Below are 19,031 nucleotides of genomic sequence, written 5' to 3'. Positions count from 1 at the left end.
AAATTGAGCTTGAGGTATTAAAAATAAAGGAGGAACTGATTTGGAACCGCAAAAACCGAAAATGTATGAAGTGTTTCTTGTATTGATTGTATTTCTATTGATTATGTCATTGTCTGTTGCTGTCTTTTCCATACCAATTCAATTAGGGCTGTTTGCAACATGGTTCATTATCATCGGACTGGGATTGAAATTAAAGCATTCGTATCAGGATTTACAAGACTCGATTATGAAAGGGATCTATAACGGATTGGAAGCAACACTGATCCTGTTTACGGTGGGTGCGTTAATCGGGACGTGGATTGCCGGTGGAATTGTCCCTTCGTTAATTTATTATGGTTTACAGATTTTAAATCCTACTATCTTTCTCGTAGCGGCAATGATTATTTGTGCAATCACATCGCTTGCTACCGGCACATCGTTTGGAACTGCGGGTACAGCCGGTATTGCTATGATGGGAATAGGGGCAAGTTATGGTATTCCGTTACCTTTAGTAGCCGGATCGGTAATATCCGGTGCATATGTAGGGGATAAATTGTCGCCATTGTCGGACACCACAAATTTGACTGCCTCCCTTTCAAGAGTGAATGTAATTGAGCATGTGAAAGGGATGCTGCCTGTCAGTATTCCAACATTATTAATTACGGGTATTCTATTTACATTTGTCGGGTTCTTTTATGTTAATCATGATGGGGACTTATCACGCGCGAATGGTGTAGAGGCAGCATTAAGTGAAACGTTTAATATTCATTGGTACGTTTTGATTCCGGCTGCAGTTGTTATTTTACTGTTAGCTTTGGGAAAGCCGGCAATTCCGGTTATTTCCTTCGGTGCACTGCTTGGAGCCGTTTGGGCAGCATTATTCCAGGGGATGACCATTGTTGCAGCTATCAAAACTGCGTATAACGGGGTCGTTGACATTTCTTCCGGTGTTGAATTTATTGATTCACTGCTGAATTCCGGTGGTATTGTATCCATGCTAGGCGTGATTGCACTTATTTTAATGGCGCTTGGCTTAGGCGGACTGCTTGATCAAGTAGGTATATTGCGTGCATTCAGTAATTTGTTCGATAATTGGGTACAAGAAAGCACCGGAAGATTAACGCTGGCCACCATGTTTTCAGCGTTCCTGGGCAATTTATTCGGAAGTGCGGCCTATGTATCCAATATTACCGGAACAAAAATGACCGAGGATTTGTATGATGACCGAAATATTGACCGCCGCGTATTATCCCGAAATACGGAAGGTGGCGGAACAGTTACAACCCCAATGGTACCCTGGTCCGACGGCGGTATCTACATGTCAACTGTGTTGGGAGTATCAACGTTAGCTTATCTGCCATTTCTCTGGTTTGGCTATGTCGGGATTATCATCACCATCTTTTATGGATATATGGGCTGGTTCTTCTTTGATAAAAAGAAAAAGAAGGAAAAAACCGATCATAAATCCGCGTAGTTTCATCATAATCAAAGAAGCCGTCTCCAATGGAATGGAGGTAATTCCTTGGAGGCGACTTTTGTTTGTTGGGGGGATGTTGTGCGGAGTGATGGGGAGTCGTGCGAACTCGAGGGAGAGTCGTGCGAAGTCGAGGGAGAGTCGCGCGAAGCCAGGGTAAAGTCGTGCGAAGTCGGAGCAAAGTCGCGCGAAGTCAGAGCAAAGTCGCGCGAACTCAGGTCAAAGTCGCGCGAACCCGGGTCAAAGTCGCGCGAACTCAGGAGAAAATCGCGCGGCCCCAAGGCAAAGTCGCGCAATCTCCGTTCACAATACAATTAATTCAGTTGTTGATTGGGAAAGTGTTTCATTACCATCCGTTGTTACAAGATAGTCATTTTCAATTCGTACACCGCCAAGCTCAGGGATGTAGATGCCGGGTTCGATTGTCACAACCATGCCGGGCTCTGTTAGTTTGTCGGAGCTTTTGGAGAAGAATGGTTCTTCATGTATGTCTAAACCAATGCCATGACCTGCACCATGTCCGAAGCAGCTGCCAAATCCCTTCGCAGTAATATAATCCCGTGGCAATGCATCCACCGCGGAAGCAGCCATATTAGGTTTTAATCCCTCCGCTCCTCGTGACAAAGCTTCCCGGACAATGGAATAAACTTTCTCCAGCTCCTTATCCGGTTTGCCGACCGCTACAGTGCGGGTGATGTCCGACCGATAACCGTTGTAATAGGCACCAAAATCAAGTGTGACCATATCTCCCTTTTCAATCACTTTCTCACTGGCTACACCGTGGGGAAGTGCGGAACGTGAACCGGAAGCGACGATGATGTCAAAGGCTGAGGACGTGGCCCCCAGTTTTCGCATTGTAGCTTCCAATTCATGATTCACATCCATCTCGGTGATCCCCGGATGAATATAGTCAATGATGTGGGAAAAGGTTTCATCGGCAATATGCGCCGCTTTTTTGATCGTTTCAATTTCATCTTTACTTTTGATCAGCCGAAGATTTTCAATCACTTTTGACGTCGGGACTAATTCAGCGTGGATCGTTTCGCTGAACGTTTTGAACGTGTTATAGGTTACATGATTTTCTTCAAAGCCGAGTTTCGTAATGTTAGAGGATGCAATCTGTTTATCTATCTCATCAATCGTTCTATTTTTATGCAGGATAACGTCAAAATCTGTGGCCTGAGTCTTCGCCTGATCCACATAACGAAAGTCAGTAATCAATTTAGCTTCTGATTTTGAAATAAGCACAATACCGGCTGTGCCTGTGAATCCCGTCATGTACCGGCGATTCTGATCATTGGTGATCAACATGCCATCAATCCCTAAATCATCAAATTGATTCCGTAGTTTAGTTATCTTTTCCATTTCAGTTCCTCCTTCACAAATTAATGTTTTAAAACGCGGGCATATGTCCAGTCAACTGTCGGGCCGTAATTCCGTACAATAACATGTTTAACATAAGGCTTTTTGACATAGGCTGTAGCTGCCTGGTGTGTCGGAACAATGACCGCATCTTCCAGCAGTATTTTTTCGGCTTTCTGCATGATTTTCCAGCGCTTTTTCGGTTGGTTGCCAAGGTTTTTAGCTTTTTTAATCAGGGCATCATACTCCGGATTGGAGTACCCTGTCCGATTAAAGGGTTCGTCTGTAGCCCACAGATCAAGGAATGTTATCGGATCCCGATAATCCGGCAGCCATCCCCATTTTGACATATCATATTTTCGGTTCCCTTCAAGCTTCAAGTGTGCTTGATACGGCTGTCTGTTGATGGTGACGGTTAGCCCCGGCAAGTTTTCTTCCAGTTGATTCGCGTAATATTCGGCGATTGTTGCATTTGTATCTGTATCACCAATCATCAAACCAATTTCCACTTTTTCCTTACCAATCTCTTTTAGCCCCTTCATCCAGGACTGTCGCGCTTCTTCCAATGACATTTTATTTATCGAAGGATATTTTGCACGAAAATCTTTCCCATCCGGTCCTTTTGCAAAGCTTTTCGGTACGACATATCTGGCGGGTTCGGCACCGGTTTTGACCAATACATCCACAAGCCCTTTCCGGTTAATTGAATTATAAATGGCATCGCGTATATGTTCATTTGCAAGTGCCTCATGTTGTTGATTCAGGCGGATAAATTTGATTTCTGCCGTTAATTCACCTGTATGAAGTTCTTCGCTGTCTTGGAAAAGTTGAATATAGTCAGAGCTTAGTTTTAGAAAGTCAAGGCTGCCTGATTTATAGATGTTAACTGCGGTGTTTTTCTGCTTGACTACTTTGTATTTCACTTTTTCCAATGTGACTTTATCAGCATTCCAATATTTATCGTTCTTGGTATATGTCCAGCCGACACCATGATTCCATTTGTCCAATTTAAAAGGCCCGTTGAAAAGCATATTCTCCGGTTCAAGAGCAAAATCAGCGCCCTGCTTTTTAACGAACTCCTCATTCAATGGATAAAATGGCGGGAATGTTAATAAATCCAAGAAGTAAGGTGTCGGCTTTTCGAGCGTAATCTTTAATTTTCGTTGATTGATAGCTTCAATGCCTATCTTTTTTGTGTCCCCATACATAGCGCTTTTTTTATTACGGATGTTGGCAGCATTTTCAATATTGGCCGATAAATAGATAAATGCATATTCACCGGCTGTCTCAGGGTTTACTTCCCGCTGCCAGGAATAGACAAAATCCTGTGCGGTCACCGGATCTCCGTTTGACCAAACGACGTCATCTTTTAATGTAAATGTATAAACGGTTCCGTCTTTGCTGATTTCAGGCATGGCTTTAGCCATATCCGGAACAATTTCCCCATTTTCATCAAGTGTGACCAAGCCGGAGCGAATTTGATAAAGGGAATCAAATGAAGGTGCATCTGAAGCATGATGTGGGTCAAGGGATGTGAAATCAGATGTTGCCGTTAGATGCAAAACCTGGTCTTCAGCCAGATCAGCCTGCCCGCTGCCCGCGGATTCGGCTTCCTTGTTGCTTTCAGTACCTTCCGATTTATCCTCGCTGCAAGCGTTAAGAAAAGTGACTAAAAAGAGTGCGGCAGACAGCAGCAATACCAGTTTAAATTTTCGTTTCATTATACGAAACCTCCCATAAATTTACTGCTTCTTATCCTGCAATTTTTGTGCCAATCGTAAAATGGACTATAATTCCGAATTGTGTTGAAAATTATCAATAAATGTGTAAAAATCATTTAAAAGTGTATAAAAATTTATACGGTTTAAGGAGGTTTTGAATATGTACTTTCCAACTTTTTTAGATGTAAAAAAAATGGTTAACAAGAATTTTGTGATCTTGAATGCGGAAAGTGTGCCGGAACGTGAATTGGAGACTGTCATCCAATCCGAACACCCCAAACAGGTTTTTCTCAAAGATAAAGAGGGGAACATGCAATTCGTTACAAACCGATTGAACTATGCATCGTGCACAATTGTCCCGGTAAATGCAGAACTAAGTCATATGATAAACGTGTTGGAAACGGACGGATGCATTCTGATCAAAGCTGATCAAGACCAGCTGCTCGGGTATCTCACATCACAAGACTTATCCAAAAAACTATACACGAACTATCAATACCTGTATAAATATATCTCAACCATTTTGGAAACCATTGATGAATCCTGTACTGTTATTGACAGTGATGAAAACGTTTTAGCATGGACAAAAGGGGCGGAACAGGTATTTTCGATTAAGCAGGAAGATATATTAGGAAGGCCGATTACTGACTTTTTTAAGCCGGATCGTTTGGAATTATTGAATACATTGAAAGATGGCACGTCCGTTTATCATAGCCAGCATAAAGCGCGGGATAATCAAGTCGTGTTAATTAATTCGAATCCGGTATATTGCGACGAGGAGATCATTGGAGCGGTTGTATCGGAGCGGGATATTACAAGTCAAATCAAGTTAAATAAGGAATTGTATCATGCCACGGAGCGCCTATTTCATTTGGAAAAAGAGGTTAATAAGTTAACCTCCACGGCGAATCCGTTCATCAACATACGGGGGAACAGCAAGCCGCTCAGAAAAACAATTACTAAATTTAAAAAGGCGGCCTCGACCGATGCGAATATCCTGATTCACGGCGAAAGTGGGGTTGGGAAGGAATTGTTTGCAAAAGCGGTTCATGCAATACGAGAAGATGAGGATGCACCGTTTGTGGCGATTAATTGTGGTGCAATTCCGGAACCGTTATTTGAAAGTGAAATGTTCGGCTATGAGAAAGGCGCATTCTCCGGTGCTGATCAAAAAGGGAAAAAAGGGAAGGTGGATCTGGCAAAAGGGGGCACGCTCCTTCTTGATGAAATTGGTGAAATGCCATTGGACATGCAGGTGAAGATGCTTCGTTTGCTCCAGGAAAACAGGTTTTATTCAGTTGGAGGAACGAAAGAAAAAGAAGGTAACTTCAGGCTGGTGGCTGCAACCAATCAGGACTTAAAAGCATTGGTGAAAGAGGGCAAATTCAGGGAAGACCTGTATTACCGGTTAAATGTCGTAAGCATTGAGGTGCCGCCACTGCGAAAACGGCCGGAAGATATTATTGAGCTGACCCATTATTTCCTGAACGAAATATCCATTAAGTATAACCGGCCGATCCATGGTATTTCACAGGAAGTTATGCAAGCGCTGCTCCAATATCAGTGGCCGGGAAATATCAGGGAATTAAAAAACGTTGTCGAGCGGCTCATTGTATTTTCGGAAAACGGTGATATCAAATTGGACGACTTGCCTTTTGAACCTACTACAGGTTGGGGAAACGGCAATCGTAAAGTAGTTGCTGAAAACAACGGGCGTTCGTTAAATGAGCGGCTGCAGGAAGTGGAAAAAGACATCCTTGTAAAAGAGCTGGAAAAGGTAAACGGGAATAAAGCAGTCTGTGCGGAAAATCTGCAGATAACGAGGGCAACGCTTTATAATCGGTTGAAAAAATTGGGGGTAAAATAGTATTCGCTAATAAATGGTGCCGAAAAGTGTTTTTGGCACCATTTTTGCATGGATAAGAAAAGAGACAGAACAAGAGGAGTGGTGAAAATGGCAGAAAAAGATGTCGTTATTTGCAGGTGTGAGGAAGTTACCTATCAGGAATTAATTGAAACTGCTTCCAAATATAATTGCTCAGCGCGTGAATTAAAGCTGCGAACAAGGGCGTCAATGGGATATTGCGGTGGGCGAACATGCCGGAATATAGTAGATAAAGTTGCATCGGAGGGCGAAAGCAAGGGGCGTGATCAAATAGCTTTGAAGTATCAGCCGCCTGTTCGTCCAATTCATTTCGGCGATTTAGGGAGGGTGGAAGAATGAGTCAACGAATAGAGGATCATCCGGTACTCGGTGCCATAACGGAAAAGGACTATGTCACATTTACATTTAATGAAAAACAATACAAAGGGTTGAAACACGAATCACTTGCCGCTGCACTGCTTGCAAATGGCATCCGCACACTTCGTCATCATGAGGAAAGTGGTACTCCACGCGGGATATATTGCAATATTGGGCACTGTTTTGAATGTCGCGTTAAGGTTAATGGAAAATCGGGTATTCGCGCCTGTTTGACACCGCTGCAAGAAGGAATGGTCGTCGACAGCGGCGGAAAACTTCCTACACCTGTTAGGGATTGGAGGGAAGAACATGCATGATGTGATTATCATCGGGGCTGGGCCGGCTGGTTTATCAGCCGCGATTACGGGCGCTGAAAAAGGATTAAAGCCATTGGTAATAGATGAATATTTTAAGCCGGGTGGAAGGCTGCTTGGACAATTGTATGAAGAGCCAAATGGGTTTTGGTGGAACGGAATCAAGGAATCTGAAAAACTATATGAACGGGCAACCCATTTGGACGTTGCAATCGAATTAGGCACGTCGGTCCATAATATCGAAAAACAGGGTGAGCAATGGGGTGTTTATACGGAAAAGGATGTCCTTTACGCAGATCATCTATTGCTCGCAACAGGCGCAGCCGAATCCCCAATTCCGGTTCCAGGCTGGGAACTCCCTGGTGTCATGTCTGTTGGTGCCGCACAGGTGATGACGAATGTCCACCGGGTGAAACCGGGAAATCGCGGTGTCATTATTGGTGTGAATGTTCTATCAGCGGCCATTGCGATGGAACTGCAGCTTGCCGGAGTGGAAGTCGCAAGTCTCACATTACCGAAAATGAATGAAATAACACACAATCAAGCACAACCAAAGGAGGTACTGGATTCCCTTCTTCATGTTTCCCATATGGCCCCATCGCCTGCTGTTCGGTATGGCAGCAAATTGTTGAAAAATGAATTCATGAAAAAGATGGGTGTTACGTTTTATCCGAAAAATGGTTTTAAAATGTGGGATATTCCCATCCAACTTCGAAAAGCCGTAATCGAGATTTGTGGGGATGACGCTGTTACAGGTGTCAAACTGGCAACTATCGATTCAAAGGGTGAGGTCGTTGTCGGAAGTGAGGAAAACATATCGTGTGATTTTGTATGTATTGCGGGCGGATTATATCCATTGGCAGAACTAGCCGCCGTTGCCGGGTGTCCGTTTTATTTGGTGGAGGAGTTAGGCGGGTATGTTCCGGTACACAATGCATATATGGAAACACCGCTTGAGAACGTATACGTAGCCGGAAATATTACCGGTGTTGAAGGTGCCAAAGTTGCCATGAAACAGGGGGTAACGGCCGGTCTATCAATAGCAAACCATGCAGGTGTAAGTGGCTTAACACAAGAAATTCAACACGCAATTCAGTCGACTGAACAAACGCGGGACAATGCATACATTCAGTTTCATCCTGAAGTGAAGAAGGGGAGAAGGGTGATTCAGGAGCAATGGGAGGCGGCTTTCGATAAAGTATAATAAAGTTTTAGGGTGAATCTATATGGCAAGGGTTGATCGATTCTTATCGCACAGGGATTCGCTCTAAATACATGAAAGATGATTCAAGGCGAAACACACGGAAATACCCATTGTTAAATAGAATCGAAACGGTTTCATGATCGACATTTGCAACATGGCCATTCATTTTAAAGACTCGGTGAACTACTTTTTCTCCAATGGTATACAAGGTGGAAATGCCTCCCGTGTTAAAAATAGAATTATTTATATTATATGATACCGCTTTCGAGAGATAAAATGATATTTTTACAGAATGCAAGCTATTCGAAGGAGGGAAATAAATTGGACGCTAATCGAATTATTTCGACGGTAGATTTGCATGTAGCGGGGGAGCCATTAAGAATTATAAAAAGTGGTGTTCCGCCAATCAAAGGCAGGACACAACCGGATCGGAGAGCATATTGCATGGAGCATCTGGATGGGCTCCGAAAAACATTAATGAATGAACCAAGAGGGCATCATGGCATGTATGGATGCATTATTACGTCGCCAGCAACGGAGGAAGCGGATTTTGGTGTGTTATTCATGCATAATGAGGGATGGAGTACCATGTGCGGTCATGGTATTATTGCCGTCGTTACAATGGTAATTGAAACCGGTGAATATATGGTAGAAGATGGTCATCGTAAATTTATTATCGACAGCCCCGCAGGTCAGGTCGTTGCTTATGCACATTGTGAGGGAAAGCAGGTAATTCATGTTTCATTTGAAAATGTGGCCTCATTTCTATATGAAAAAGATTACCCTGTAAAAATTGATAATCAGGAAATTACGGCTGATATTGCATTCGGCGGGGCTTTTTACGCAATTATTGATAGTAATGAATTACATGTACAGCTGGATCATGAATCCTTGCCAAAATTGCAGTCACTTGGTATGAAAATAAAATATGCGATCGAAGCAACTATTAATATTCAACACCCGCTGCAGGATGATCTAAAAGGAATTTACGGCGTTATCTTTTCAGGTAATCCTTCCAATAGCAATGCTGATTTGAAAAACGTAACCATATTTGCTGATCATCAAATTGACCGTTCCCCTTGTGGAACAGGTACAAGTGCCAGAGTAGCAGCATTATATGCAAATGGTGAATTGGAGAAAAGCGAATCATTTTTTCATGAAAGTATTACCGGCGGTGTATTTCAAAGTGCAGTGATTGCCGATGCAAAAGTAACGTCATTCGATGCTGTTATACCAGAAGTTTCCGGTACGGCAAGTATTACCGGTTTTCACCAATTTGTAGTGGATGAGAGGGATTTTCTGCCGGAAGGGTTTTTAATTTGAATTTTTGTGGCAGTTCCGGCTTGTGAAGCAGTTTCAAGGGTTGTTGATCAATCGTTTGATTAATGGAAGTCATGTAAGGAGAATAGATAAAAATGCCATCTGAAATGGATGGCTATTCTTTTTGTGAAAAAGGGCTTATAATACCTTTAGAATAGAAATAGAAAGGAAGCTTCCATGACACAAAGTATGATATTTTTTGATCTTGATAATACACTATTGAATGCGGAAAAAGAAGTTCCGCAATCAGCTAAACGGGCAATCCGGGCGCTTCAGAATGACGGGCATATCGTTGCGATTGCGACGGGGCGTACTCCATTTGCATTTGATCATTTGCTGGAGGAACTGGATATTGATACATATGTTTCGCTTAACGGACAATATGTAGTAAGCAAGGGTGAAGTGATTTACAGGAACCCACTAAATACAGAGGCATTGAAAGAACTGACGGCATCTGCACTTGAGCATGAACATCCAATTGTTTACATTGACCATAAGGATTGGACGTCAAACAAGGAAAATGATGCCTCTGTAAAACATGCAATCGGCGAGTTGAAAATCCCTCAGGAATTGAAATATGACCCGGATTATTATATCGGGCGCGATATTTATCAGGCATTGGTCTTCTGCACAGATGGGGAAGAGCAGGTGTATGAAGAACGTTTCGATCAATTCGATTTCATTCGCTGGCATCCAGTATCCGTTGATGTTTTGCCGCATGGCGGATCAAAAGCCAAAGGTATCGAAAAAGCAATTGAAAAAATGGGGATAGCACCCGAGAATGTCTATGCATTCGGTGATGGATTAAACGATATCGAAATGCTGCGCGCGGTTCAGAACAGTGTTGCGATGGGAAATGCCGAGGAAATAGTTAAGGAAGCGGCAAAATCTGTCACGAAAAGTGTGGATGAAGATGGCGTTGAGCATGGTCTGAAACTGGTTGGATTGCTTAAATAGTACTGTCATTCATAATAGAATAAATAACACAAATACTGACAAATTATTTCCCGGGCAATAATTTGTCAGTTTGTGTTTTTGGAAGATAAAGCTTTTCTACAAATACCCCATTTGTTTTGCCTCATATTTCAACTCATCACGAAAATTCGGATGCGCAATCCGGATTAATTCACTTGTCCTTTCCCGAATTGTTTGCCCGCGCAAACGGGCAATACCGTGTTCCGTGACCACATAATCAATATCATTCTTTGATGTCGAAATCGGTGTGCCGGGATCCAATGTTGGTCTAATTTTGGAAATGGAGTCGCCTTTAGCCGTCGAATGCAGGCAGAGTACACCACGTCCTCCTTCTGATAAATGCGAGGCAAGCTGGAAGTCAGACTGTCCGCCGGTTGACGACCAGTACGTACCACCGACTTTTTCCGAATTCGCTTGTCCAAGGAAATCAACCTCTACAGCTGCATTGATTGTCACCAGATTTTTCAACCCGGCAAGATTGGCTGCATTATTCGTCTTATTGACCGGCAGCATATACACATCTTCATTTTCATGGAGAAAATCATACAATTTTTGTGTCCCGTATGCGAAAGTTGCCGTCATTTTTCCTTTGTGAAACGGGTTGTTCGCATTTGTCACCGACCCGTTCCGGAACAATTCAATAATTTTTTCCGGAATCATTTCCGTATGAATGCTTAAATTCTGGTGGTTTTTCAAGTTATCGATGATTGCATTTGGTATCGACCCGAATCCAATTTGGAGTACATCATCATCTTTAATCAATTCCGCCACATACTCACCAATCACTTTATCTTTATCAGACAGTCGTGCTGGCGGCGCCTGCGGAATCGGTGCATCACTTCCAATCAATGCTGTTACATCTGAAATATGAATTTGATTCTCGCCAAATGTGCGCGGCATATTTTCATTTACCTCAAGAAGAACGGTTTTGGCAAATGGAAGTATCCCGGAAGTATGGTCACAATTCGTTCCAAGTGAAAAATAGCCATTTTCATCCATTGGGGATACAACCGCCATGATCACTTTATCGGTGGGTTGCTGTATCATCAGCCGCGGGATATCGGAAAAGTGATTTGGCAGCAGATCAATTTTCCTTTCCTTAAATGCTTTACGCTCCGTCGTACCCATGAACATACTGATGATTTTCAGCTTGTCCGGTGCAACATTGATAACCTCATTTGCCGAAAGCATTTGAAACAGCCGGTTACCATTTAATCCATCATACGTTTCTAATTGCTTCATTAATGTGTAGGGTTCTCCTGCTATGAGCGGGGTGATGATGTCCTCTCCTGGTTTTATGTGGGTAACTGCCTCTTCCGGAGTAGTACGTTTTTGCTGATAAAGCTGTATGTTATTCAATGGTGTATCCTCCTGCGTTTGGTTATAGATATAGTGTACTATATTTCTGTTTCGGATGTAGTGGTAGTTCATTATGCATTTTATAAAATTTAAACTGTATAAAAAACCTATATAATTACAATTTTTTATAGTGTTTATATTGTGTGCGACTTATGGTATAGTATAAAACGTATTAACAAACGTCCAGTTCCGCAGTTTGGGAGTGCGAGATTCATAGAGCAAGTATTATACTAAAATTTAGGGAGTGTTGTTACCAACATGAAAAACGTTTACAAAAGTTTTGCTATCTTGATGTTGATCATTCCAATGTTGTTACTGGCAGCATGTTCAGGTGATGAAGAATCCAAAGATAAAAATAGTGTGGAAGATAATGGTGAAAAACAAACAATCGTCTTTGCTGATGCGGGATGGGAAAGCCTGCGATTCCACAATTGGGTGGCACGCACGATTATTGAGGAAGGATATGGCTACCAGACGGATGTTACTTCCGGTTCAACCACTGTAACGCTTTTGGGCTTACAAGAAGGTGACATTAACGTATATATGGAAATATGGAAACAAAACATTAAAGATGCCTGGGAAAAAGCTGTCGACTCAGGCACAGTGAAGAAAGTATCGGTTAACTTTGATGATAATATTCAAGGCTTTTACGTTCCGACTTATGTCATTGAAGGAGATCCGGAGCGCGGAATTAAACCGATGGCGCCTGATCTTAAAACAACAAAAGACCTGCTGGAATATGCAGATGTATTTGATGGAAAACTTTATGGCTCACCGCTTGGCTGGAAGGCCGAAGAAATTTCCCAGCAGCAAATGGAAAAATACGGTCTGAAAGATAAATTTAAGTATATACAGCCCGGATCAGGCGCATCCCTCAAACAATCGATGGTTCAGCATTATGAAAAAGGGGAGCCGTGGGTCGGTTATATGTGGGGACCAACCTGGATGCTGGGCATGTATGATATGACATATTTGGAAGGTACATTCCCGCAAAACGATGTGCTTGTTGCCATTAATAAAGATTTGGAAGACACCGCACCAAAAGTTGTTGAGTTTTTGAGCAACTACCAAACAAGCGCTGATATTACCAATGCTGTACTTTCTGATATGAAAAAGAATGAAATTGAGGCTAAAGATGAAGCCAAAAAATGGCTAAAGAAAAATCCGGATATCTGGACGAAATGGGTACCGGATGATGTTGCTAAAAAAGTGAAGGATTCGTTGTAAGATGGAACATCCAGCTGCGGCTGGGTGTTTTTGTTTTGGTCAAAAAATCTCTACTTTTCCATTTTAGAGCCGATAAATTTGCTCACTTTTCGCTTTGGCACGGGGAATGGGGATTTTCAGATGTTTCAAGGCTGTAAAATCCCATTTTGCCGGCATTTTAATCAGTTTTGGTTTTTTTACTTTCGGGCGGTGTGTACTATAATTTAATGAAAAACGAGGTGGAGTTTATGATACTAAGGAAACGAAAAAAGCCGCGTCCACTTGCGAAGCTGGATGCGATTATTCCGAGGCTCTCACCGGCCTTTCCAAGATTAGCGGACATAAAAAAAGATGCGGCACAGCGGCAACGCGGCTATATCGGTGAAAAAAAGGTGGACTATTACCTCGACAATCTCGCCTCAAAACACACCATTCTACAGGATGTATGTCTTCGCGTTAATGGGAAAACAACCCAAATGGACACAGTCATTTCCGCCAACTATGCTACCTATATTGTTGATGCTAAGCATTACATGGATAAGATCATCTTTAACACGAACCTCAAACAGTTAACCCGCAGTGACGGAAAAATTGAATCCGGCTTCGAATATCCAATCACACAGGTCGAAAACCAAAAATTCCATTTGCAAAACTACTTCTTTCAACATAACATGCCCAACATCCCCATCTACTATTTTGTCGCCATTGCAGATCCCTCTACCATTATGGAAGTGGTCGGCGATGAGCAGGAACTCGCCAAAATAGTAGCACACGCCGCCCGGATTCCGTCCATGATTCTTGCCAAAGAAGATGAGTTGTCAAATGCCGGTGCGAACAAATTACAACATTGGAATATAGGGAAGCAGATCCTGCGCGATTGTATTGAGTATGATCGGGATATCATGCGGGAATATGGGATCATGTTGGATGATTTATCGCCTGGCGTAAGGTGTCTTAAGTGTAAGATGCTGGGGATGGGGCGGGTGTATGGCGGATGGAGATGCAGAAAATGTGGTGGTTTCTCAAGTAATGCCCATTTGGAGGCATTAAAAATATATTTATTATGCATGCCTTATATCACTAACAGCGAATGTATGCGATGGTTAGGAATAAACGGTAAAAATACAGCAACAAGGCTTATGAGAGATAGCGGATTGCAATTTGACCCAAGGCATAGAAGATGGATAGTAAAAAACTAATGCTTAAAAGGGAAAGAGCAGTGCCCAAATGGGAGACAACGCGCCGAAACGGGAGAGGGCAGTGCTCAAATGGGAGAGGACGCGCTTAAAAGGGAAAGAGCAGTGCCCAAATGGGAGACAACGCGCCGAAACGGGAGAGAGCAATGCCCAAATGGGAGAGGACGCGCTTAAAAGGGAGAGAGCATCCCCCAAATGGGAGAGAACGCATTAAAAAGGAATTAATAATATCTAATCGGTAGAATAATATCCCATCTCAGTTTCATATAAGAGGACAGGAGAGGTATACCCCTTAAAGAAACAGTCTGGCTTAATAAAAATCATTATGCTATTATGAAGGCGTGGAAAAACTGTAAGGAGTTTAAAACACCAAAGCAAATTCCGCCGCCTAAGAAAGGGGATTCAAATGCGTGAGATAATGAAGGCAAAACCAATTCCTAATATGTCTGGATGGCTCTTATGTGAATTCGATAATGGTGAAAAACGTTTTGTAGATATACGACCTTCGATGAAAGGGGTACTTATGAAGTTGGAGGAGCCAACCATTTTTGAACAGGTTTATGTTGATAGCGATGCTGGAACTGTTGCTTGGCCTAATGATCTTCATATAGATCCGGATACACTTATCATCGTGGAATAAAAATGAAAGATGTGAAAAATTTGGCTAAAATTGTAAAATCAGATGAAAATGGCGACTGGTTAGAAAGGGCATAGAAACCATCAATACAAACTGTAAGACAACACCGAAACTGCACTTCAGTTCGGTTGATTTTCGGCCCAAGCCGAAAATTCTTCCTATCAAAAAAAGCCATTCGGTCAATACCGAATGGCTTCCTTATGAATTTAGTAGAATCGCTTATAGCTATCAAAGTGTCGCTCCCAGTATGGGTTGTTCAGACTGGAAATTTCAACTCCGTCAGATCCGGCGTGGATGAAGCGGTTGCCGCCGAGATATATTCCCAGGTGGGAGATGCCGGATTTGTATGTATTCTCGAAAAATACAAGGTCTCCTACTTTCGGGTTGTTCACATAGAATGAGCGGTTGAAGTATCCGCTGCTGGATGTGCGGCTCATCTCTTTGCCTGCTTTATTGTACACGTACCAAATAAATCCGCTGCAGTCGAATCCTGATGGTGACTGGCCGCCCCATGCATAGCCGACGCCGTTCAAGCTCTTAGCTGTGCTGATCAGCTTATTAACGTTGTAGTCCGTATCAACGGCTGATGAACCGGAGCTAGAGCCGGAATTGGAATCCGAGCCGGAATCCGAATTAGATCCTGAACCTGCGTTAGAGGACTTAATATTCAGCTTCTGTCCAACATAAATAAGGCTTGATGAAAGTCCGTTCCAGCGCTTTAATTGTGCGACGGATACGCCGTAGCGTACGCCGATTTCAGATAGTGTATCGCCGGATTTGACCCGGTAAACATCGGTTGCGCCATCTGAATCTGATCCTGCCGATGCAGATCCACTGTTAGAGCTCGAGCCGGAAGAAGCCCCGTCCCTTGACACAACAAATACATCGCCGGGATAAATCAGCCATGAGTCGATATTGTTCCATCGCTTCAACTGGGATACTGTAATATTATGTTTTGCTGCGATGCCGCTCAGCGTGTCACCGCTTTTTACTTTATATGTACGTTTAGTAGAATTATTATTAGAATTAGTAGTAGAGTTAGATGATTTCGATGTTTCGATGACCTGGTTCGGGAAAATTAAGTTGCTGCTTAAATCGTTCCAGTCTTTCAAGTGTGCTACGGTTGTGTTGTATTTCTGTGCGATGCCCCATAATGAATCGCCGCTTTTCACCTTGTATGAAGCAGCTTCCGCATCTTGTGCGCCAATAAAAGCTGATGCAATAAAAGCACTTGCGGTTACCGACATAAATATTTTCTTGTTCGCCAAATCTGTTAATCTCCCTTCGTTTCAAATTTCCAGTTTTTATGTGAAATTATGTCTAAGTATAGCATGACAATGTAAAAATTTAATAGAAGATTACCGTATTTGTAATGTGAACGTAATATAGTAAACTTCTTGTAATTTAATAGGTTTACATACTTTTAATATCCCTATAAAGGAAAAAGCACTTCGTTCCCGGCTTAGCGCCTTACCCATCACACCTCTAACTATGTAAATAAAACTAAACATTAAAGTTATTTATTCTGCAGCACAGTTAGGTTATAATTGTGACAAATCTTATCGAAAATTGGAGATATATAGATGAAAGGAATAATTCTTGCGGGGGGAAGCGGTACAAGGCTTTACCCGCTGACGAGATCAATATCGAAACAGCTTCTGCCTGTATATGATAAGCCGATGATTTATTATCCTTTGTCCATTCTGATGCTTGCGGGGATTAAGGATATCCTCGTAATATCCACGCCGCAGGACTTGCCGCGGTTTGAGGAGCTGCTCGGTGATGGTTCCGAACTTGGCATTTCATTATCTTATCAGGACCAGCCATCTCCGGATGGGATTGCGCAGGCATTTGTAATGGCGGAGGACTTTATCGGAAATGATCGTGTTGCGCTCATTCTGGGTGATAACATTTTTTACGGACACAGCATTACCAACTTGCTTGAAAAAGCATCCAACCGCGAAAATGGTGCGACTATTTTTGGATACTATGTAAACAATCCGGAGCGGTTCGGGGTGATTGATTTCGATGGGAATGGCACGGTCAAATCAATTGTGGAAAAACCGCATCAGCCTGCATCGAATTACGCGGTTACCGGGCTGTATTTTTATGATAACCGGGTTGTTGATTTTGCTAAAAAACTAACACCTTCTGACCGGGGTGAACTCGAAATTACCGACTTGAATCAGATGTATCTGGAAGCGGGGGATCTGCAGGTTGAGCTGCTGGGAAGAGGGTTTGCCTGGCTGGATACTGGGACACACGAATCACTCCTCGAAGCTTCCCAGTTTATTGAAGTAATCGAAAAACGGCAAAGTCTGAAAATAGCCTGTCTTGAGGAAATTGCGTATTTGAAAGGCTACATTTCAAAAGAACAGCTGAAGGCACTCGCTGAAAAACTGCTCAAGAGCTCATATGGGCAGTATTTAGTGAAAAGTATCGATCGAAAATAAACAAACAGAGGTATGAACATGAACATAATTGAAACAAAACTTCCGGGAGTCCTGATTATTGAACCCGCTGTATTTGAAGATAACCGGGGCTTCTTTATGGAATCATACAATCAGAACAAGTTTGCGGAAAAGGGCATCCAAAACCAATTCGTGCAGGACAACCATTCCCTGTCTGCAGCAAAAGGCGTCCTCAGAGGGCTGCATTATCAGGCAAATCCAATGGCACAGGCGAAATTGGTCAGATGTACACGTGGTGAGATATTTGATGTTGCAGTTGATATTCGCAAAGATTCCCCGACATTCGGCCAGTGGACAGGCATCACGCTCAGCGCCGGTAACAAAAAGCAATTGCTCGTGCCGAAAGGGTTTGCCCATGGATTTTGCACATTGACCGAGAATGTCGAAGTGATGTACAAAGTTGATGCATTTTACTCGCCGGAACATGATAAAGGCATACGCTGGAACGATCCGGACATTGCCGTTGACTGGCCGGTTGATGAACCAATACTTTCCGAAAAAGATCAGCACCAGCCATTTCTGTCAGAGGCAGACATCAACTTTTAGGAGGAACATTGGCGATGAAATTACTTATTACAGGCGGCGTCGGATTCATCGGCAGTAATTTTGTCCGGTATATGCTGCAAAACTATCCGGAATACGAGGTAGTCAATCTGGATGCGCTGACCTACGCAGGGAATTTGGAAAACCTGAAAGGACTTGAAAACAATCCAAACTACACCTTCGTAAAAGCCGACATTACAGATCGTGCCACAGTGGAAACCTTGTTCAAAAAGGAAAATTTCGACACTGTCGTCAATTTTGCGGCTGAATCCCATGTTGACAGGAGCATCAACAATCCGGATGTGTTCGTCAGCACGAATATCATGGGAACCCAAGTATTGTTGGACACAGCCAAAAAATACGGCATCCAAAAATATGTGCAGGTTTCAACCGATGAAGTGTACGGATCGCTGGGCGGAGACGGGAGCTTTACGGAAAATACGCCGATTGCACCGAACAGTCCATATAGTGCCAGTAAAGCAAGCGCAGATCTGCTTGTCCGTTCCTATTACAAAACATACAACTTCCCAATTAACATTACACGCTGTTCCAATAATTACGGACCATATCAGTTTCCTGAAAAACTGATTCCATTAATGCTGAACAATGTTCGGGAAAATCGGCCCATTCCGATTTATGGCGATGGGCAAAACGTCCGTGACTGGATTTACGTGGAGGACCATAGTCGCGCCGTCGACCGGGTGCTTCATGACGGCATACCGGGTGAAATCTATAATATCGGCTCAAACAATGAGCACTCCAATCTGGAAATGGCAAAAATGCTCCTAAACCTGATGGATGCTCCTGAATCCCTGATAACCTTTGTTCCCGACCGAAAAGGCCACGATTTTCGGTATGCGATTGATGCATCGAAAATCCGGAATGAACTCGGCTGGGAAGCGGAATATTCATTTGAGACGGGACTTAAAGAAACAGTCAATTGGTATCTGAACAACCTGGACTGGCTGAATCATGTCGTATCAGGCGATTACCGAAATTATTACAAAACGTATTACTCCAGGTAAAGA

At 42.9% G+C, this 19,031-nt stretch carries 17 protein-coding genes; 13 read left to right on the top strand and 4 right to left on the bottom strand.

What is annotated here, in order from left to right:
* The first annotated feature begins 61 nt into the window (after window positions 1-61).
* Complete coding sequence (nhaC, locus tag B1K71_RS17015; RefSeq protein WP_077330341.1) at window positions 62-1,453, top strand: Na+/H+ antiporter NhaC; 1,392 nt, start codon at window positions 62-64, stop codon at window positions 1,451-1,453.
* Between the two features lie 303 nt (window positions 1,454-1,756).
* Here nhaC and B1K71_RS17005 read toward each other — a convergent pair whose 3' ends face one another.
* Both B1K71_RS17005 and B1K71_RS17000 read right to left on the bottom strand, forming a co-directional pair.
* Complete coding sequence (locus B1K71_RS17005) at window positions 1,757-2,818, bottom strand: M24 family metallopeptidase (RefSeq protein WP_077329134.1); 1,062 nt, start codon at window positions 2,816-2,818, stop codon at window positions 1,757-1,759.
* Window positions 2,819-2,838: 20 nt separating this feature from the next.
* Window positions 2,839-4,536: a peptide ABC transporter substrate-binding protein gene (locus B1K71_RS17000; RefSeq protein WP_077329132.1), complete on the bottom strand. Its 1,698-nt coding sequence runs from the start codon at window positions 4,534-4,536 to the stop codon at window positions 2,839-2,841.
* 160 nt (window positions 4,537-4,696) lie between these two features.
* On the opposite strand from B1K71_RS17000, the gene B1K71_RS16995 reads away from it, so the two are divergent.
* The 6 genes from B1K71_RS16995 (at window position 4,697) to B1K71_RS16970 (ending at window position 10,573) form a co-directional block, all read left to right on the top strand.
* The gene (locus tag B1K71_RS16995) at window positions 4,697-6,403 is read left to right on the top strand and encodes a sigma-54 interaction domain-containing protein (protein ID WP_077329130.1); all 1,707 of its coding nucleotides are present in this window, start codon (window positions 4,697-4,699) and stop codon (window positions 6,401-6,403) included.
* A gap of 87 nt (window positions 6,404-6,490) precedes the next feature.
* Entirely contained in the window at window positions 6,491-6,760 is a 270-nt protein-coding gene (locus B1K71_RS16990) for a (2Fe-2S)-binding protein (protein WP_077329128.1), read from the top strand.
* Complete coding sequence (locus B1K71_RS16985) at window positions 6,757-7,095, top strand: (2Fe-2S)-binding protein (RefSeq protein WP_077329126.1); 339 nt, start codon at window positions 6,757-6,759, stop codon at window positions 7,093-7,095. Before B1K71_RS16990 ends, B1K71_RS16985 begins: the two co-directional genes overlap by 4 nt.
* On the top strand, window positions 7,088-8,296 hold the full coding sequence (locus B1K71_RS16980; protein ID WP_077329124.1) for an NAD(P)/FAD-dependent oxidoreductase: 1,209 nt from the start codon (window positions 7,088-7,090) through the stop codon (window positions 8,294-8,296). Before B1K71_RS16985 ends, B1K71_RS16980 begins: the two co-directional genes overlap by 8 nt.
* Window positions 8,297-8,617: 321 nt before the next feature.
* Window positions 8,618-9,619, top strand: coding sequence for a proline racemase family protein (locus B1K71_RS16975; protein ID WP_139343354.1), 1,002 nt, complete (start codon window positions 8,618-8,620; stop codon window positions 9,617-9,619).
* 174 nt (window positions 9,620-9,793) lie between these two features.
* Window positions 9,794-10,573 (top strand): Cof-type HAD-IIB family hydrolase, encoded by a 780-nt coding sequence (locus tag B1K71_RS16970; protein ID WP_077329120.1) that lies wholly within the window; start codon window positions 9,794-9,796, stop codon window positions 10,571-10,573.
* A 96-nt stretch (window positions 10,574-10,669) separates the two neighbouring features.
* On the opposite strand, the gene B1K71_RS16965 is transcribed toward B1K71_RS16970, so the two are convergent.
* Complete coding sequence (locus B1K71_RS16965) at window positions 10,670-11,950, bottom strand: acetyl-CoA hydrolase/transferase family protein (RefSeq protein WP_245799331.1); 1,281 nt, start codon at window positions 11,948-11,950, stop codon at window positions 10,670-10,672.
* Between the two features lie 258 nt (window positions 11,951-12,208).
* Here B1K71_RS16965 and B1K71_RS16960 point away from each other — a divergent pair, with 258 nt between their 5' ends.
* The 3 genes from B1K71_RS16960 to B1K71_RS16945 all read left to right on the top strand — a co-directional run bounded on the left by B1K71_RS16960 (window position 12,209) and on the right by B1K71_RS16945 (window position 14,992).
* Window positions 12,209-13,177, top strand: coding sequence for an ABC transporter substrate-binding protein (locus tag B1K71_RS16960; RefSeq protein ID WP_077329117.1), 969 nt, complete (start codon window positions 12,209-12,211; stop codon window positions 13,175-13,177).
* 227 nt (window positions 13,178-13,404) lie between these two features.
* Window positions 13,405-14,355, top strand: coding sequence for an NERD domain-containing protein (locus tag B1K71_RS16955; protein WP_077329115.1), 951 nt, complete (start codon window positions 13,405-13,407; stop codon window positions 14,353-14,355).
* A gap of 403 nt (window positions 14,356-14,758) precedes the next feature.
* A complete protein-coding gene (locus B1K71_RS16945) occupies window positions 14,759-14,992 on the top strand; it encodes a DUF2442 domain-containing protein (protein ID WP_077329111.1) in 234 nt (77 codons plus the stop codon).
* 203 nt (window positions 14,993-15,195) lie between these two features.
* On the opposite strand, the gene B1K71_RS16940 is transcribed toward B1K71_RS16945, so the two are convergent.
* Window positions 15,196-16,257, bottom strand: coding sequence for a C40 family peptidase (locus tag B1K71_RS16940; RefSeq protein WP_077329109.1), 1,062 nt, complete (start codon window positions 16,255-16,257; stop codon window positions 15,196-15,198).
* A gap of 315 nt (window positions 16,258-16,572) precedes the next feature.
* Here B1K71_RS16940 and rfbA point away from each other — a divergent pair, with 315 nt between their 5' ends.
* The 3 genes from rfbA to rfbB are packed head-to-tail and all read left to right on the top strand — an operon-like array spanning window position 16,573 to window position 19,028.
* Window positions 16,573-17,442 (top strand): glucose-1-phosphate thymidylyltransferase RfbA, encoded by an 870-nt coding sequence (rfbA, locus tag B1K71_RS16935; protein ID WP_077329107.1) that lies wholly within the window; start codon window positions 16,573-16,575, stop codon window positions 17,440-17,442.
* Window positions 17,443-17,460: 18 nt separating this feature from the next.
* The gene (rfbC, locus tag B1K71_RS16930) at window positions 17,461-18,006 is read left to right on the top strand and encodes a dTDP-4-dehydrorhamnose 3,5-epimerase (RefSeq protein ID WP_077329105.1); all 546 of its coding nucleotides are present in this window, start codon (window positions 17,461-17,463) and stop codon (window positions 18,004-18,006) included.
* Between the two features lie 14 nt (window positions 18,007-18,020).
* Window positions 18,021-19,028 carry a dTDP-glucose 4,6-dehydratase gene (gene rfbB / locus B1K71_RS16925; RefSeq protein WP_077329103.1) on the top strand — a complete coding sequence of 336 codons (1,008 nt, stop codon included), beginning with the start codon at window positions 18,021-18,023 and terminating at the stop codon, window positions 19,026-19,028.
* Window positions 19,029-19,031: the final 3 nt, after the last annotated feature.

Origin of the sequence: Virgibacillus siamensis (assembly GCF_900162695.1) — a bacterium.
In the GTDB taxonomy this organism is placed as follows: Bacteria; Bacillota; Bacilli; order Bacillales; family Amphibacillaceae; genus Lentibacillus; species Lentibacillus siamensis_A.
Note: the sequence above shows the minus strand (reverse complement) of the source record. Positions and strands in the feature narration are given on the sequence as shown.

Bases quoted from the DNA above. Each gene is read 5' to 3' on its own strand.
- B1K71_RS16970 (WP_077329120.1), top strand. From the start codon at position 9,794: ATGACACAAAGTATGATATTTTTTGATCTTGATAATACACTATTGAAT.
- B1K71_RS16960 (WP_077329117.1), top strand. From the start codon at position 12,209: ATGAAAAACGTTTACAAAAGTTTTGCTATCTTGATGTTGATCATTCCA.
- rfbB (WP_077329103.1), top strand. From the start codon at position 18,021: ATGAAATTACTTATTACAGGCGGCGTCGGATTCATCGGCAGTAATTTT.
- B1K71_RS16985 (WP_077329126.1), top strand. From the start codon at position 6,757: ATGAGTCAACGAATAGAGGATCATCCGGTACTCGGTGCCATAACGGAA.
- B1K71_RS17005 (WP_077329134.1), bottom strand. From the start codon at position 2,818: ATGGAAAAGATAACTAAACTACGGAATCAATTTGATGATTTAGGGATT.
- nhaC (WP_077330341.1), top strand. From the start codon at position 62: ATGTATGAAGTGTTTCTTGTATTGATTGTATTTCTATTGATTATGTCA.
- B1K71_RS16995 (WP_077329130.1), top strand. From the start codon at position 4,697: ATGTACTTTCCAACTTTTTTAGATGTAAAAAAAATGGTTAACAAGAAT.
- B1K71_RS16980 (WP_077329124.1), top strand. From the start codon at position 7,088: ATGCATGATGTGATTATCATCGGGGCTGGGCCGGCTGGTTTATCAGCC.
- B1K71_RS16955 (WP_077329115.1), top strand. From the start codon at position 13,405: ATGATACTAAGGAAACGAAAAAAGCCGCGTCCACTTGCGAAGCTGGAT.
- rfbA (WP_077329107.1), top strand. From the start codon at position 16,573: ATGAAAGGAATAATTCTTGCGGGGGGAAGCGGTACAAGGCTTTACCCG.
- B1K71_RS17000 (WP_077329132.1), bottom strand. From the start codon at position 4,536: ATGAAACGAAAATTTAAACTGGTATTGCTGCTGTCTGCCGCACTCTTT.
- B1K71_RS16990 (WP_077329128.1), top strand. From the start codon at position 6,491: ATGGCAGAAAAAGATGTCGTTATTTGCAGGTGTGAGGAAGTTACCTAT.
- rfbC (WP_077329105.1), top strand. From the start codon at position 17,461: ATGAACATAATTGAAACAAAACTTCCGGGAGTCCTGATTATTGAACCC.
- B1K71_RS16945 (WP_077329111.1), top strand. From the start codon at position 14,759: ATGCGTGAGATAATGAAGGCAAAACCAATTCCTAATATGTCTGGATGG.